General features: G+C 59.2%; 13 protein-coding genes and 1 pseudogene. 5 read left to right on the top strand and 9 right to left on the bottom strand.

All coding sequences use genetic code 11. The features are described from left to right. Positions 1-475: 475 nt before the first annotated feature. The 3 genes from EYD00_RS05395 (at position 476) to EYD00_RS05385 (ending at position 4,598) form a co-directional block, all read left to right on the top strand. The gene (locus EYD00_RS05395; RefSeq protein WP_034495716.1) at positions 476-2,941 is read left to right on the top strand and encodes a beta-mannosidase; all 2,466 of its coding nucleotides are present in this window, start codon (positions 476-478) and stop codon (positions 2,939-2,941) included. A gap of 122 nt (positions 2,942-3,063) precedes the next feature. Continuing rightward, the gene (gene mgrA / locus EYD00_RS05390) at positions 3,064-4,095 is read left to right on the top strand and encodes an L-glyceraldehyde 3-phosphate reductase (RefSeq protein ID WP_004441690.1); all 1,032 of its coding nucleotides are present in this window, start codon (positions 3,064-3,066) and stop codon (positions 4,093-4,095) included. A gap of 179 nt (positions 4,096-4,274) precedes the next feature. Continuing rightward, the gene (locus EYD00_RS05385; protein ID WP_004441687.1) at positions 4,275-4,598 is read left to right on the top strand and encodes an RcnB family protein; all 324 of its coding nucleotides are present in this window, start codon (positions 4,275-4,277) and stop codon (positions 4,596-4,598) included. A 65-nt stretch (positions 4,599-4,663) separates the two neighbouring features. On the opposite strand, the gene gnd is transcribed toward EYD00_RS05385, so the two are convergent. The 5 genes from gnd to ccoG form a co-directional block, all read right to left on the bottom strand. Further along, positions 4,664-6,094 carry an NADP-dependent phosphogluconate dehydrogenase gene (gene gnd / locus EYD00_RS05380; RefSeq protein WP_004441685.1) on the bottom strand — a complete coding sequence of 477 codons (1,431 nt, stop codon included), beginning with the start codon at positions 6,092-6,094 and terminating at the stop codon, positions 4,664-4,666. 127 nt (positions 6,095-6,221) lie between these two features. Beyond that, a complete protein-coding gene (gene ccoS / locus EYD00_RS05375) occupies positions 6,222-6,395 on the bottom strand; it encodes a cbb3-type cytochrome oxidase assembly protein CcoS (protein WP_004441684.1) in 174 nt (57 codons plus the stop codon). Continuing rightward, positions 6,392-8,674 carry a cation-translocating P-type ATPase gene (locus EYD00_RS05370; protein ID WP_004441681.1) on the bottom strand — a complete coding sequence of 761 codons (2,283 nt, stop codon included), beginning with the start codon at positions 8,672-8,674 and terminating at the stop codon, positions 6,392-6,394. The genes ccoS and EYD00_RS05370 overlap by 4 nt, the downstream gene beginning before the upstream one ends. Then, positions 8,671-9,171: a FixH family protein gene (locus tag EYD00_RS05365; protein ID WP_004441680.1), complete on the bottom strand. Its 501-nt coding sequence runs from the start codon at positions 9,169-9,171 to the stop codon at positions 8,671-8,673. Before EYD00_RS05365 ends, EYD00_RS05370 begins: the two co-directional genes overlap by 4 nt. Then, a complete protein-coding gene (ccoG, locus tag EYD00_RS05360) occupies positions 9,168-10,751 on the bottom strand; it encodes a cytochrome c oxidase accessory protein CcoG (RefSeq protein ID WP_004441679.1) in 1,584 nt (527 codons plus the stop codon). The genes EYD00_RS05365 and ccoG overlap by 4 nt, the downstream gene beginning before the upstream one ends. Positions 10,752-10,872: 121 nt before the next feature. Here ccoG and EYD00_RS05355 point away from each other — a divergent pair, with 121 nt between their 5' ends. Together EYD00_RS05355 and EYD00_RS05350 are read left to right on the top strand one after the other, a co-directional pair. Further along, the gene (locus EYD00_RS05355; RefSeq protein WP_004441675.1) at positions 10,873-11,277 is read left to right on the top strand and encodes an SRPBCC family protein; all 405 of its coding nucleotides are present in this window, start codon (positions 10,873-10,875) and stop codon (positions 11,275-11,277) included. 11 nt (positions 11,278-11,288) lie between these two features. After that, positions 11,289-11,645 carry a VOC family protein gene (locus EYD00_RS05350; protein WP_004441672.1) on the top strand — a complete coding sequence of 119 codons (357 nt, stop codon included), beginning with the start codon at positions 11,289-11,291 and terminating at the stop codon, positions 11,643-11,645. A gap of 72 nt (positions 11,646-11,717) precedes the next feature. On the opposite strand, the gene hflX is transcribed toward EYD00_RS05350, so the two are convergent. From hflX to trkA, 4 genes and pseudogenes are all read right to left on the bottom strand, one after another. Next, positions 11,718-13,124 carry a GTPase HflX gene (hflX, locus tag EYD00_RS05345; protein ID WP_004441669.1) on the bottom strand — a complete coding sequence of 469 codons (1,407 nt, stop codon included), beginning with the start codon at positions 13,122-13,124 and terminating at the stop codon, positions 11,718-11,720. Between the two features lie 108 nt (positions 13,125-13,232). Next, positions 13,233-13,523 (bottom strand): RNA chaperone Hfq, encoded by a 291-nt coding sequence (hfq, locus tag EYD00_RS26090; RefSeq protein ID WP_197483846.1) that lies wholly within the window; start codon positions 13,521-13,523, stop codon positions 13,233-13,235. Then, a pseudogene (hfq, locus tag EYD00_RS26165) lies at positions 13,500-13,715 on the bottom strand (RNA chaperone Hfq); the annotation flags it as partial. The gene hfq (EYD00_RS26090) and the pseudogene hfq (EYD00_RS26165), both read right to left, overlap by 24 nt. A 184-nt stretch (positions 13,716-13,899) precedes the next feature. Further along, complete coding sequence (gene trkA, locus EYD00_RS05335) at positions 13,900-15,276, bottom strand: Trk system potassium transporter TrkA (RefSeq protein WP_004441664.1); 1,377 nt, start codon at positions 15,274-15,276, stop codon at positions 13,900-13,902. Positions 15,277-15,307 lie beyond the last annotated feature (31 nt).

Genomic DNA, 15,307 nt, shown 5'->3' with positions numbered 1-15,307 from the left:
TGCTTGACCGAACGGTGATCATAGATAGCTTTTACGTCGTTGCAAAGGCAAAGGTCCTCAACCGGGATCCGCTTTCCGCGCGGGAGCCCCTGTTTGGGCTATAACGATGTAGCTCGAAAAAATGTCCGGTTCTTACTGCGCTTTTCTCTCGCCCGCCCGTGATGGCTGCGTAGCCAATATATGATTTAATCATAAACATTGAAAAATTATAATAACTTATTGATATAATATCGAAAAATAAAATAACCTTTAGACCGATCCATCCGGCCGCGATTGATGCTCCGTTCCAGAAATTTTTCCTGACATATGTTGTACCTGAAAGACATGACGGAATGGAGGTTTTACGGTAACGTTGCCGAAGGGAGGGTATCATGAGACCGAGCAAGCGGGCGGTTAGCCACTTGCGGCGTCCATCCTCCCCAGATTCTGACACAAGCCTGCATCACAATGCCGGCTTTCTTATTTGAATTCATAAATGCAGGGTTCCGTCATGATTTCTTCCTCCACGCCCGAAACCGTCATCGATCTGGCAGGGCTCTGGCGTCTGACATCAGTGGACAGAGATCATACGACCGAGCTTACCGTCCCTGGGGATATCCATACGGCACTCAAAGATGCGGGCATCATTCCAGAACCCTACCACGGAGCCAATGAAAAGGCCGTGCAATGGGTGGCCCAACAGGACTGGGTTCTTGAGCGAACGTTCATCCTCGATGAGGCGGACGCAAGCTGGTATCTCGACATCGACTATCTCGACACCGTCGCGATTGTCTTCGTGAACGACGTTCCGGTGCTCAGCGCGGACAATTGCTTCCGTCGCTACCGCCCTGACATTTCCCGTGCAGTGCGCCCCGGTGAAAACACCATTCGCATCCATTTCCACTCCAATATAACCGCCGGGGCGGAGCGGCAGGCGCGCCAGCCGTTTTATATACCCTATCACCCGGGGAATTCGCCCATCGCCAATGGCAATATGCTGCGCAAGCCGCAATGCCATTTCGGCTGGGACTGGAACATCGCGATCGCGCCACTCGGGCTTTACGGCAAAATCCTGCTGAAACGGCTCGATACGGCCCGGATCGAGCATGTCGTTACCTCACAGCGCCATATCGACGGCGGCGTCGAGCTGCATGTCGCCGTCACCCTCTTTGCCGAGGGACCGGCAAGCCTGCCGGTTTATCTGTCTCTCAACGATGAAAGGCTGAGGCTCGATTGCGGCGTCGGCGCAGGCGAAACCGTGGTGCGTCACGTCTTCTTCGTGGAAAATCCGGAGCTCTGGTGGCCGGCCGGCAGTGGCGAGCAGACGCTCTACACGCTGATGGTTGAGCTGCCCGATGAGACTGTGACCCGGCAGATCGGCTTCAGGACCATCGAGCTTCTGACCGATAAGGATGAGGCTGGCAGCCGCTTCGCGTTCCGCATCAACGGCCGGGAAATCTTCTGCCGCGGTGCCAACTGGATTCCCGCAGATGCGCTCTATTCGCCCACCAGCCGGGAAAAGACCGAAGACCTCCTCTGCTCCGCGGTCGAGGCTAACATGAACATGATCCGGGTCTGGGGCGGCGGATTTTATGAGGAAGACTGGTTCTACGATCTCTGCGACCATCTTGGCCTGCTGGTGTGGCAGGACTTCATGTTCGCCTGCAATCTTTATCCCTGCAGCGAGGACTTTCTCGATAATGTCGAACACGAGGTTGATTATCAGGTGAAACGCCTCTCCTCGCATCCTTCCATCGCGCTCTGGTGCGGCGATAACGAGCTGGTGGGTGCACTGACCTGGTTCGATGAGTCCCGCAACAATCGCGACCGATACCTTGTGGCTTATGACCGACTGAACCGCACCATTGAAAAGGCCCTGAAAAAGGCCGCTCCCGAAGCCCTGTGGTGGCCATCAAGCCCCGCCTCCGGTTATCTCGATTATGGCGATGCCTGGCACGCGGATGGTTCCGGCGACATGCATTACTGGTCCGTGTGGCACGAGAACAAGTCATTCGACAATTACCGTTCGGTGAAGCCGCGTTTCTGCTCGGAATTCGGTTTCCAGTCCTACACCTCCATGCCGGTCATCCGCACCTATGCGGAAGACAAGGACATGAACATCGCCTCCCCCGTCATCGAACTGCACCAGAAAAATGCCGGCGGCAACGAGCGGATCGCCGGTACGATGTTCCGCTACTTCCGCTTCCCAAAGGACTTCGAGAATTTCGTTTATCTGAGCCAGGTCCAGCAGGCATTGGCTATCCGCACGGCCGTCGATTACTGGCGCTCGCTGAAGCCGCATTGCATGGGAACGCTATACTGGCAGCTGAACGACACCTGGCCGGTCGCCTCGTGGTCAAGCCTCGATTATGGCGGCGGCTGGAAGGCGCTGCATTATGCCGCCCGCCGCTTCTTCCAGCCAGTAACGGTTTCGGCTATCCCTGCGGAGGATGGACGCCGAATAAACTTCTCCATGGTGAACGACACGGCGGAAGACGTCGAGATCGACATGAATATCGTTGCCCTGACTATGGACGGCAACCGAGTGCCGTTGAAATCCGCCAACGGCACCTGCACGACCGACAAGGCCGCTACGCTGACCGACATCGACATGAGCAGCCTGCCTGACGGCACCATCCTTGCCTGGAGCTTCATCGCCTCCAACGGCATGACCGGGGAAGGCCACCATGTGCGCGACACCTATAAAGCGCTGGAACTTCTGCCCGCCGGTCTGACATTCACCACCAGCTCACTGAAAAACGGGCAGTTCGAAATAGATGTCACCGCAAGCGGGCTTGCGCTCTTCGTCATGCTGGAGGCAGATCAGCCCGGGCGTTATTCCGACAACCTTTTCGATCTCGCCGCCGGCGAAACGCGGCGTATCATCTTCACCCCGAAAGCGGGCGGCGGACAGCCGCACTTCCGTGTCTTCGATCTTCATGGCTGCCAGTCCCCGCATTGAAACGACGCGGAGAAAGGCATAACCATCCTGTTCGGGAAGACAGGCGTCGCGGCCTGCCCTCATCAGTTCAAATGGTTGCCGGGTTCTTCGGCAGCCGATCATCAGCAAGTGGAGGAAGACCCATGGTTTGGCAACCGGCCGAAAACCGTTACACGTCCATGAAATACAATTATTGCGGAAAGACCGGACTGAAACTGCCGGCGATCTCGCTGGGACTCTGGCATAATTTCGGCAACGATACGCCGCATCAGACGAAACAGGCCATCTGCCGCCGTGCCTTCGATCTCGGCATTACCCATTTCGACCTCGCCAACAATTATGGCCCGCCGCCCGGCAGCGCCGAGACCGCCTTCGGCGAAATCCTGAGGACGGATTTCCGGGGTTATCGTGACGAGATGATCATCTCCTCCAAGGCGGGTTACAACATGTGGCCAGGCCCTTACGGCGAATGGGGCAGCCGCAAATATCTTATCGCCTCCTGCGACCAGAGCCTGAAACGCATGGGGCTGGATTACGTCGATATCTTCTATTCTCACCGTTTCGATCCCAACACGCCGCTTGAGGAAACCTGTGGTGCGCTCGATCAGATCGTGCGTTCGGGCAAGGCGCTTTATGTCGGCATCTCTTCCTACAATTCGAAGCGCACCCGCGAGGCAGCTGCCATCCTGAAGGACCTCGGCACGCCCTGCATCATCCACCAGCCGAGCTATTCGATGATCAACCGCTGGATTGAAGAAGATGGTCTCGTTGATACGCTGGAGGAACTAGGCATTGGCTCCATCGTCTTCTCGCCGCTGGCGCAGGGCATGCTGACGACGAAATATCTCGGCGGCGTGCCCGATGGCAGCCGCGCATCGCAGAGCAAGTCGCTGAACCCGGCTTTCCTCAACGAACGTAATGTCGAGAATATCCGTGCGCTGAACGGCATCGCCGAACGCCGCGGCCAGACACTGGCGCAGATGGCCATCGCCTGGGTGCTGCGTGGCGGTCGCATCACCTCGGCGCTGATCGGCGCCAGCCGCGTCGAGCAGGTTGAAGACTGTGTGAAAGCGCTGGACAAACCGGATTTCACGACCGAAGAACTCGCTGAAATCGACCGCTATGCCAAGGACGCGGATATCAACCTCTGGGCAAAATCTGCCGAACGCGTCTGACCGAGGAGAGACCGCCCGGTTATTCCGGGCGGTCCGACCGCGTCAAGAAACTTCAAAACAAAAGATTAACTTCCGCCTCTAAGCCTTAACAACCATTACATAATTGTAATTTTAAATTCAGTTTCCGTTCATTCGTTTATTCGTAAGTTCTTCTCATTGAAACACGAGAGGAAACTTCCATGAAAAAGTTCGTCACCATTCTTCTGGCTGCAACCGTTCTCGCGGCCCCGATGGCTCAGGCGCAGGGCCGTCACGATGATCGCCACCGCGGCGTCACCGTCGAGCGTCATGTCACGAAAAAGGTCATCGTCAAGAAGCACCGCTGGGATCGTGGTCAGCGCCTCTCGCCAGCAGAGCGTCGTCATTTCGTCGATCGTCGCGATTATCGCCGTTACCGCCTGGCCGAACCGCGCCGCGACCAGCGCTGGGTGCGCGTTGACAACCAGTTCCTGCTCATCAATGCCGTCAGCGGCCTGATCGTCGGCCTTGCCGCCGCTCGCTAATTCCAAGCACCGGTGAAATGAAAAAGGCCCGCTTGCGCGGGCCTTTATCTTTATCCAATGGCCGATCAGAAAATATCGGCGCCGCTGCCCCACGGGCCATGCGGCTTGTCCACGCCGTCGGTGCGTTCGAAACCATGCGCGCCGAAGAAGTCGCGCTGCGCCTGGATGAGATTGGCGCTGCCGCGGCCGCGACGATAGGCGTCGAAATAGCCAAGGGCGGAAGCCAGCGCCGAAACCGGCAGGCCCGACAGGGCAGCGTAAGAAACGACGCGGCGCAGCGGCGCATCGGTTTCCTTGACGACGGCGGAGAAAGCCGGCGTCACGATGAGGTTGGCCACATGCGGATCCTTGGTAAAGGCCGAGGTGATCTCATCGAGGAACTCCGAGCGGATGATGCAGCCGGCGCGCCAGATGCGGGCAATCGTCGGCATCGGCAGGTTCCAGTTGAACTCCTTCGAAGCGGCCGACATGATGGCGAAGCCCTGCGCATAGGCACCGACCTTGGCGGCCAGAAGCGCGCTTTCCAGATCGGCGATGAAGGCCTTCCTGTCGGCCGGTGCGGCTGCAAGGGCCGGAAGGCCGAAGATCTTCTCGGCAGCTTCGCGCTCATCCTTCTGCGAGGAGAGAATACGGGCAGCCACGGCCGCTTCGATGGCGGTTGCGGCGACGCCCATGTTCTGCGCCTCGATGACGGACCATTTGCCGGTGCCCTTCTGGCCGGCCTTGTCGAGGATCAGATCGACCATCGGTTTGCCGGTGATCGGATCGGCGGCGCGCAGAACCTTTTCGGTGATTTCGATCAGGTAGGAATTAAGACGGCCCTTGTTCCATTCACCGAACACATCGGCGATTTCGGCAGCGCTCATCTTCAGACCGTCACGCAGGATGCCGTAGATTTCCGCGATCATCTGCATGTCGGCATATTCGATACCGTTATGGATGGTCTTGACGAAGTGGCCAGCACCATCATTGCCGAGCCATGCCACGCACGGATCGTCATTATATTTGGCCGAGATGGAGGTGAGCACTTTCTCGACGCGCTTCCAGCTGTCCTCGGTGCCGCCAACCATGATGGACGGTCCATGACGCGCGCCCTCTTCGCCACCCGAAACGCCCATGCCGATAAAGGTGAGGCCGCTGTCCTTCAGATTGTCGAAACGGCGGATCGTGTCGCGGAAATTCGCATTGCCCGCGTCGATCATGATGTCGCCGTTCGAAAGATGCGGCTTCAGGATTTCCATCTGCTGGTCGACCGGATCGCCAGCCTTGATCATGATGATGATCGGGCGCGGAGGACGAATGGCGGCAACGAATTCCTCGATGGTTTCGCAAGGGATCAATTGTCCCTGCAACTCGCCGGCTTCAGCGTAGAATTTTCTCGTCGCTTCAGGGGTTCGGTTGAATACGGCGATCTTGTTGCCCTTTTCGGCGATGTTGAGCGCCAGGTTAGAGCCCATGACGCCGAGACCGATCAAACCGATTTCTGCCTGTTCCACGGATGTGCCTCCATCTTGCTTTTTGGTGGTCGTGTTGTGGCACTGTAATCACCAAACGGCAAGGCTGGGCGTGACTGAAACGATTAAATTTTGATGACGCAAATCAGCTTTGCATATTTGCGGCAGGTCATGGCCCATTCGAAATCGAGGATCGCGGCCGGTTATCACCATCGTCCAGCGCCCGCCAGGCGGCCCCATCCATGTCCTCATACTGGCCCGAACGCACCGACCAGAGGAAGGCAAAAAGTCCGAGTGCGCCTAATAGCAGCGCAACGGGAATGAGATAGATCAGCATGTTCATGCCAGTTGCGCCCCCTCGCCCGCAAACCCGGTCTCTGGTTCATTCCGACGACCGGCGGATCCGGCGAGGCGCAATGCGTTGGCGACGACGATCAGCGACGATGTCGACATGGCGATGGCCGCGATCATCGGCGTCGCATAACCAGCAATCGCGATCGGCACAGCAATGATATTATAGCCGATGGCAAGCGCGAAGTTCTGCCGGATGAGCTTTCCGGCCTGCTGCGATGTCTCGATCGCGAAAGGCACGGCATCGAGGTCCTCCTGCATGAAAACAAAATCGGCGGCCTGCCGGCCGATATCGGCCGCGGTGGCGGGCGCCACAGAAACATGTGCGGCGGCGAGCGCCGGCGCATCGTTGATACCGTCTCCCACCATCAGGACTTTGTGCCCTTCCCCGGCAAGCGAGGCGCAACGCGCCGCCTTGTCCTTCGGCGACAGGTCCGCGCTCCAGTTGGCGATCCCCAGCCGGTCGGCCATGGCGCTGACAGCTGCTGCCCGGTCACCCGAAACGATCTCCTGAGCCAAACCCCGCACCGACAGGCTGCGCAATGCCGCAGCCGCACCTGCGCGCGGATTGTCATCGAAACCGAAGCTCACCAGAAGGCGGCCATCGAGTGACAACACCACCTCCGACCGCGCATTGCCGTTGTCGGCACCCTCATCATCCGGGCACGCGAAACGGCGGTTGCCGAGCCGATAGGTTCCCACATCAGTCTTCGCCTCGACGCCCGAACCCGGGATTTCATGCACCGTCTCATACGCCGGCAAAGGGCCGCTGTAGGCGGCATGCAGAGCTTTTGAGAGGGGATGGCGGGAATGGGCAGCAAGTCCTGCCGCAATTGCCATGGTGGCGGGCTTCACCTCGCCCGTCTCGACCAGTCGCGGCCTGCCGATGGTCAATGTGCCGGTCTTGTCGAACAGTACGGTATCGATCTCCGCCAGTCGCTCCATGGCCGACCCTTCCTTGACCATGATCCCGTGCCGGAAAAGCCTTCCCGCGGCCACCACCTGCACGACGGGAACGGCAAGGCCGAGCGCGCAGGGGCAGGTGATGATGAGAACCGCGATGGCGATCAGCATCGCCTGTTTCCAGTCGCCACCGAAGAAGCCCCATCCGAGAAACGACACAAGCGCCAGAAGATGGACGACGGGCGAATAATAGCTTGCGGCCCGGTCGGCAATACGGCGGTAACGCGCTCGCCCACCTTCGGCCGCCTCCATCAGACTGATGACCTCCGACAGGAATGAATCCCTGGCCGAGGCGGTCACCCGGGCCACCAGCGAACCGGTAAGGTTCAGCGTACCCGCCTGCAGGCTGTCACCCGCCGCAACCCGCCGTGGCGCGCTTTCACCATTGACGATCGACATGTCGAGATCGCTGCTGCCACTCTCGACCACCGCGTCCACCGCCACACGGTCTCCTGCCGCTATCGCAATCGACATTCCCGGCTCGATATCAGCAAGCGGGCGGTATTCGCGTGTTCCGTTCTCACCGAGGACGGTCGCGCCCCGTGGCGAGAGCCGGGCGAGCCCGGCAATCGCCGAACGAGCCTTGTCGCGCATGATGTGATCGAGCGTGCGGCCGATCAGCAGGAAGAACAGCAGCGACACCGTCGCATCGAACCAGGCATGTTCACCGTGGTGGATCGTCTCCCACAGCGAAACGGCATAGGACAGCGTGATGGCCAGTGCGATCGGCACGTCCATGTTGGTGCGGCCGTGTTTCAGCGCGCTCCAGGCCGACTGATAAAAGAAACGCCCACCGTAGATCAGCGCCGGGGCGGCGATCATCGCCGAAATCCAGTGAAACATGTCGCGCGTCGCCGCATCCGCCCCGGACCAGACGGAAACGGACAAAAGCATGATATTGGCCGAGGCAAAGCCGCATAGCGCAACCGCCCTGATCAGCTGCGAACGCAACGCGTCGGAAGCGTCCTGACCACTGGCGAAAAGATGCGTGCGGTATCCCGTCGCCAGAATGGCGCGGGCAAGGTCGGCGGGATCAGTCCTGACACCCTCGACCTCTTGTCTCCAGACAATCGCAACACGCTTGGACGAAAGGTTCAACCGCGCCCGCTCCACCTGCGGCAAGCGGCCGAGCGCGCTCTCCACGGTGGTAATGCAGGCGCCGCAATAAACATCCGGCACGCTGAGATCGGTCTGGCGGAGACCCTGCCCGAGATCACGGCTTGCCAGCATCAGCTCCTCTGACGACGGTGGATTGACCGGATCGGCAAGCTGCAGCGATCCTTCCGTCCCCGGTGCACAACAGCTCATTGGCGCCCCCTGACAACGGCGATCCGCGTACCCTCGTGCACGATGATCCGGCCGTTCTTGACGGCTGTAATTTCTACGATCCACTGACCCGGCAGCATGTCATGCGGGCCGGTAAAGACCCCTTTGGCAACCGGGGTCAGCTCCATGTCGAAATTCTGGCGCTCCCCGACGGGCCGGCGAAAATGCGCGATCACCTGATCGGTATCGACCGGGCCGGTATCGGGATGAAAGACCTCGTAGCGGACCGTCCTTTCGTCCACCGCAAGTTTACCCTTGATGCCGGTCGCCGCCCTCGCCTTGGCTGCTTCCGCCTTCGCGTTGAACTGCTGGCTGGCCACATAGGTATTCGGCACGACAAGCCCGCTCCAGCTGTTGACCGCGTTCCAGGCCATCACCATGTTGACGGTGATGACGGTGCCGAAAAACAGCAGCATGACGCCCAGCATATGCCAGCCGGTAAAAGTGAAACCGGACGTGTGACGATTGTTCACGGTCATTTTGTCGCTCCCGGAGCGTTGAAAACAGCGTCATAGCGGGCCGTCTCATGGCCGCCCGTATCGCTGACGATAAACTCGAAATTTTCCGCGGCCCGAGCGACGCGCCCGCCCGGCCGGGTGACGAAGACCTTCAGCGTCGTCGCTTCATCCGGCTCCACCGTCACCTCAAAGGCACGCGCGGCCGCATCGGGCATACCGTTTATCTTCATCACGGCATCAGGAAGGCCATTGATGGTCAGGCTCATTGTGCGCGGCTGCGGCACCATGTTGAGGATGCGCACGGTGTAGCCGTTACGGATGGATCCGTTCGATTCCAGCACATATTGCGGATTGCGGTCGTGCAGAACATTGAGCGCCAGCCGCTCGCGCGTCACCAGCGCAGACAGCATGCCGATGCCGACAGCCGCCCAGATGGCAGTATAAAGCAGCGTGCGCGGACGGAAGATGATGCGCCAGTTGAAGTGGCGCACGCGCTTGCTGAACTTGCCGTCTTCCTCACGCACGTTGGCTGGGCGGATTGCGTGCTGACCGTTGCCGGTCGCGAGCGCCATGTTGGATTGATACTCGGCAAGCGTGGCATAGGCGATCAGGCCACGCGGCTTGCCGATCTTGTCCATCACCCCGTCGCAGGCATCGATGCAGAGCGCACAGGTGATGCATTCCAGCTGCTGCCCGTCCCTGATGTCGATGCCCATGGGACAGACCGCGACGCAAGCGTTGCAATCGACGCAATCGCCGACGCTCTCCCCCGCTGCGGCGGCCTTTTTGGCGTGCCGTGAGCGTGGCTCGCCGCGCCAGTCGTTATAGGTGACGACAAGCGAATTCTCATCCAGCATCGCCGCCTGAATGCGTGGCCAAGGGCACATGTAGGTGCAGACCTGTTCCCGCATCAACCCGCCAAAGACATAGGTCGTGGCGGTGAGGATGGCGACGGTCGAATAGGCAATCATGGGCGCCTGGCCGGTGACGAATTCCCGCGCCAGCGTCGGCGCATCGGCGAAGTAGAAAATCCAGGCGCCGCCGGTCAGGGCGCCAATCACCAGCCAGATCGCGTGCTTCAACACTCGCTTGCGGAATTTGCCGACTGTAAGGGGCGCGGCGTCCAGCTTCATGCGTGCATTTCGGTCACCCTCGATCGCCCGTTCGACGACGAGAAACAGGTCCACCCACACTGTCTGGGGACAGGTGTAACCGCACCATGCACGTCCCACGGCGGAGGTAACGAGAAACAGCCCCAACCCCGCCATGACCAGCAATCCCGCGACGAAGAAAAATTCCTGCGGCCAGATTTCGATGAAAAAGAAATAAAAGCGTCGATTGGCGATATCGATCAATACTGCCTGATCGGGCGCATAGGGGCCACGGTCCCAACGCAGGAACGGCGTGAGATAATAAATGCCGAGCGTGACGAGCATGACAAGCCATTTGAACCGCCGGAACCGACCTTCCGCGCGCTTGGGAAAAATTTTCCTGCGTGCTTCGTAAAGCGGTTTGCGCGTTTTTGCGGAATTGACGGCCTCCGCGTCCAGCCTTTCAACGGGCTGCTGCGGGCGTTCCTGTCCGGCGCGATAGATGTTCATGATAGGAGTCCGGTTTTTATCTCCTTGCTTTCTCCCATCTCTGCGGTGAAACATCCTTGACTTGCATCAAGTGACGACAAAGTGGCGCAGCAAGAGGAGCGTGCCGCACGAGGAGGATGAAATGTCTGTCATGCAGTCGAGAATCATTCATCTGTCTATCGAGAAGCCGTGGAGTCACGTCTATGACTTCGTTTCCGATCCGAACAACATGGCTCGCTGGGCTGCCGGACTGGCAGGTGGCCTCAGGCCGGATGGCCAAGACTGGATCGCCGAAGGCGGACCACTCGGCGAGGTCAGGGTGAATTTTGCGCCAGCAAACGAATTCGGGGTCGTGGATCACGTCGTCACCTTGCCCGATGGCCTCAAGGTCTATAACGCGCTCAGGGTGACCCCGAACGGCGGTGGCGCCGAGGTCAGTTTCACGCTGCTTCGTCTTGAGGGGATGACGGACGAGGATTTCAACGGGGATGCGAGGGCTGTCACAGCCGATCTCGAAGCCTTGAAGGCGCTGCTCGAAGAGACGTGATGGAGTAAATGATGACGGAAAATGGCAACGACCGGCGAATCGACTATGTCGAATTCAACGTGAGCGATATTGAGCGCAGCAAAGCCTTTTACGGCGGCGCTTTCGGCTGGTCTTTCAAGGATTACGGTCCGCAATATTGCGAATTTTCCGACGGCCGCCTGACCGGCGGTTTTACCACCACGGCGCCGGTTTCCGCGAAGGGTGGACCGCTGGTTATTCTCTATGCGGCTGATATCGACGATGCCCAGCGGCAGGTGGCGGCGGCGGGTGGCGAGATAACCGTCGCAATCTTCGCCTTTCCCGGCGGACGCCGGTTCCATTTTACCGATCCCGATGGATATGAACTGGCGGTCTGGTCTGCGGCGTAAGACGTTTCAGCAAACGTCAACTCTCGGCTTTGCGCGGAATAATGACTTGGAATAAGGGGCGGCCGGGAGCGCTCAGCGTTCCCAGTCCTCCCGCTCGCGTGTGGTCGTCTTCCCGAGCTTGCGTTCCAGCTCTGCGGCCTGCGCTTCGGACAGGCGAACATCGAGGGCAACCGAACCATCCTCGTGATCTTCCCGCCCGTCGACGATGGAATTGCTGTAGACCCAGGAAATCAGCGGCAATTGTTCAACGGACAGGACCACGGTCGTCTCCGTCAGGACACCGGAGAGGCGTTTCGAAATCTCGTCCATCAGGGCATCGACGCCCTCGCCGGTGATCGCAGAGACAGCACGAATATTGGCGCTGCCTTCGGCTCTTTGCATGATGGCGTCGTGGGCTTCCGGATCGAGGCGGTCAACCTTGTTCCAGACCTCGATGATACGGTGCTCGGCTTCCTTTTCGTCAATGCCGAGATCGCCGAGAATACGCAGCACATCCGCCGACTGCGCGGCATTGTCCGGATCGGACATATCGCGGACATGCAGGATGAGATCGGCTTCCAGCACTTCTTCCAGCGTCGCACGGAAAGCCGCGACCAGATGTGTCGGCAGATCCGAAATGAAGCCGACCGTATCAGACAGGATCACCGTGCGGCCGTGCGGCAGTTTCATGCGCCGCAATGTCGGATCGAGTGTGGCGAACAGCATGTCCTCGGCCAGAACGCCCGCACCGGTAATGCGGTTGAACAGCGTCGACTTGCCGGCATTGGTATACCCGACCAGCGCCACGATCGGATGCGGCACCTTGCGGCGCTTGGCGCGATGAAGCTGGCGGGTTCGCACCACCTGCTCCAGTTCCCGCTCAAGCTTGACGATGCGTTCCTGAAGCAGGCGCCGGTCAGCCTCGATCTGCGTTTCACCAGGGCCGCCCATGAAGCCCGCGCCACCGCGCTGGCGTTCAAGGTGTGTCCAGCTTCGAACGAGGCGACCCTTCTGATAGTTCAGATGCGCAAGATCGACCTGCAGCGTACCCTCCTTGGTGGAGGCTCGGCGCCCGAAGATTTCCAGGATCAGGCCCGTTCGGTCGATGACCTTGGCATTCCAATGCTTTTCGAGATTGCGCTGCTGCACCGGCGTCAGCGGATGGTCGACAATGACCAGGCCGGAATTGGTTTCATCCAGAAGATGACCGATTTCCTCGATCTTGCCGGTGCCGAACAATGTCGCCGGGCGTGGCTGGTTGACCGCGACGATGAGCCCCTGGGTCACCTCGAGATCGATGGCGAGCGCTAGCCCCTTCGCTTCCTCAAGCTTCGCCTCGACCGAGCGGCCAGCCGCGGCAGGTAATGCAGCCGCGTCGCGGGTGTCGCGCTGCTTCAGGACCGGCACAAGAACCACGGCGCGCATGTCGTCGCGGTGTTTTTCCTGCTCGGGAATGATCGATTCGTTCGAGGTGTCGCGGGTCGAAATGGCAGTCCTCATCGGGAAAGACGGTTGGAATTCGTCCGCGCCGGCGCGGACGTCAATAGGAAGCAACCGCCCAGCGGCAAATAAGTTCCCGGCGCGGCTGGTTCCATTAAGACGAGAAGGTCAGGACGCCTCGCGTGCAGCGCCTTCTTCGTTTTCGAACATCTGCATCGGCTGACCCGGCATGATGGTCGAAATAGCGTGCTTGTAGACAAGCTGTGCGTGATCGTCGCGACGCAGAAGCTCGCAGAAATTGTCGAAAGCCGTGACCACGCCCGTGAGCTTGACACCGTTGATCAGGAAGATCGTCAGCGCAATGTTCTTCTTGCGAACCGTGCTGAGGAACAGATCCTGAAGATTCTGCGAGCGGTCCGGACCTTCTTCGATTTCGAGTTCCAGCGGCTGTCCGGGCATGATGGTCGAGATCGCATGCTTGTAAACCAGCTGCGAATGACCGTCCCGGCGCAGCAGAACGCAGAAATTATCGAAGGACGTTATCACGCCCGTGAGCTTCACACCGTTGATCAGGAAGATCGTCAGTGAAATCTTTTTCTTGCGTACGGTGTTGAGGAAAAGATCTTGAAGGTTTTGAGAACGTTCCGCCATGGCGCCGCTTCTTTCTTTTTTGCCGGCAGGGATACCGGAAAATAATCAATCAATAATAAGCCGGCCAAATCTCGTCCCCCGTTTGGCCGACCTCAAACTCTGGTATCAAATCGTGTCTTGTTCGGCAACGGCGAAAACAGCCGAATGGGTACGAGTATTGACCCGTTTTCTGCCGTCGAAACAGTCAGAAATATTGTATCGAAACGCGGAAAAGCTGTTCCACGTCCCGCACCGCGTCGGCGGAGGCGAACAGTACGACACGGTCTTTCGCCTTGATCTTGGTGCTCCCGTCCGGCCGGATGACCACGCCATCGCGATATATCGCGCCGATACGGACGCCTTCGGGCATTTCAACGTCACGAAAGGACTGACCGACGAGCGGTGACGTTTCCAGCGCCTCCGCCTCGATCACCTCTGCCGAACCGCGCTGCACGGCATAGACGGAACGAATACGACCCTTGCGCACATGCTGGAGAACGCGGGAAATGGTGACCGCCCTCGGATTGATATAGGCGTCAAGTCCGAGCGAGTCGGCAACCTCGTGAAAGGAGGAACTGTTCAAAAGCGCGAGGTTCGACTTGCAGCCGAGTTGCTTGGCCATGACCGCAGCCAGGATATTGGTCTGGTCGTTATTGGTCAGGGTGACGATCAGGTCCGCGTCCTGAATGTCGGCCTGCATGAGAATTTTCTGGTCCAGCGCTGAACCATGCATGACGATGGTGTGGCTGAGCTGTTCCGATGCGGCAACTGCCCTGTCGCGATCCGCTTCGATTATCTTCACCCGCGTCTTTGGCTGCAACTCCTCGATCTTGCTTGCAACGAAGTGGCCGATATTGCCCGCGCCCGCAATAACGATGCGCTGCGCCTCCTGCTCTTCGTGACCGAACAGGCTGAGCGTGCGGCGGGCGTGTTGCCGCTGGCAGATGACGTAGGCAAGGTCGCCGACCCGCAATTGTTCGGAAGAATGCGCCACCTTGAGGAAACCATCCCGGTAGACACCCACAACCGTCGCGATGAGGTCTGGAAAGAGGCTGGAGAGTTGCTGCAACGGCGTATTGATGACCGGGCAATCCTCCATACATTCGATGGCCAGCATGTAGACCGTGTCGTCCGCGAAACGCACCACGTCGGTCGCGCCCGGAAAGGCGATGCGCCGCAGCACCATCTTGCCGACTTCAACTTCCGGCGAGATCGTCACGTCGATGGACATGTTTTCCCGGCTGAAGAGATCGGCATATTCAGGCTTAAGATAGCTCTGGTCGCGGATGCGGGCAATCTTGGTCGGCACGCTGAACAAGGCATGCGCAACCTCGCAGGCGACGATGTTGATTTCGTCATGCAGCGTCACGGCGATGATCATGTCCGCCTGGTCCGCTCCGGCCTTGGCCAGCATGTCTGGGTGCGCGCCATGGCCGACGTAACCGCGGACATCAAGCGTCTCTGTGATGGCGGTTATCAAGGACGCGGCGGTATCGATGACGGATACTTCGTTGTCCTCGCGCGACAATTGTTCGGCGATGCCGTAACCCACCTGCCCTGCGCCGCAAATGATGACTCTCATGCTGTCTCTCTGACGGATAATCGGTTACGGC

This window comes from Agrobacterium sp. 33MFTa1.1 (assembly GCF_004328495.1).
Taxonomy (GTDB): domain Bacteria; phylum Pseudomonadota; class Alphaproteobacteria; order Rhizobiales; family Rhizobiaceae; genus Agrobacterium; species Agrobacterium pusense.
The sequence above is the reverse complement of the archived record's forward strand: the minus strand, read 5'-3'. Positions and strand labels throughout refer to the sequence as shown.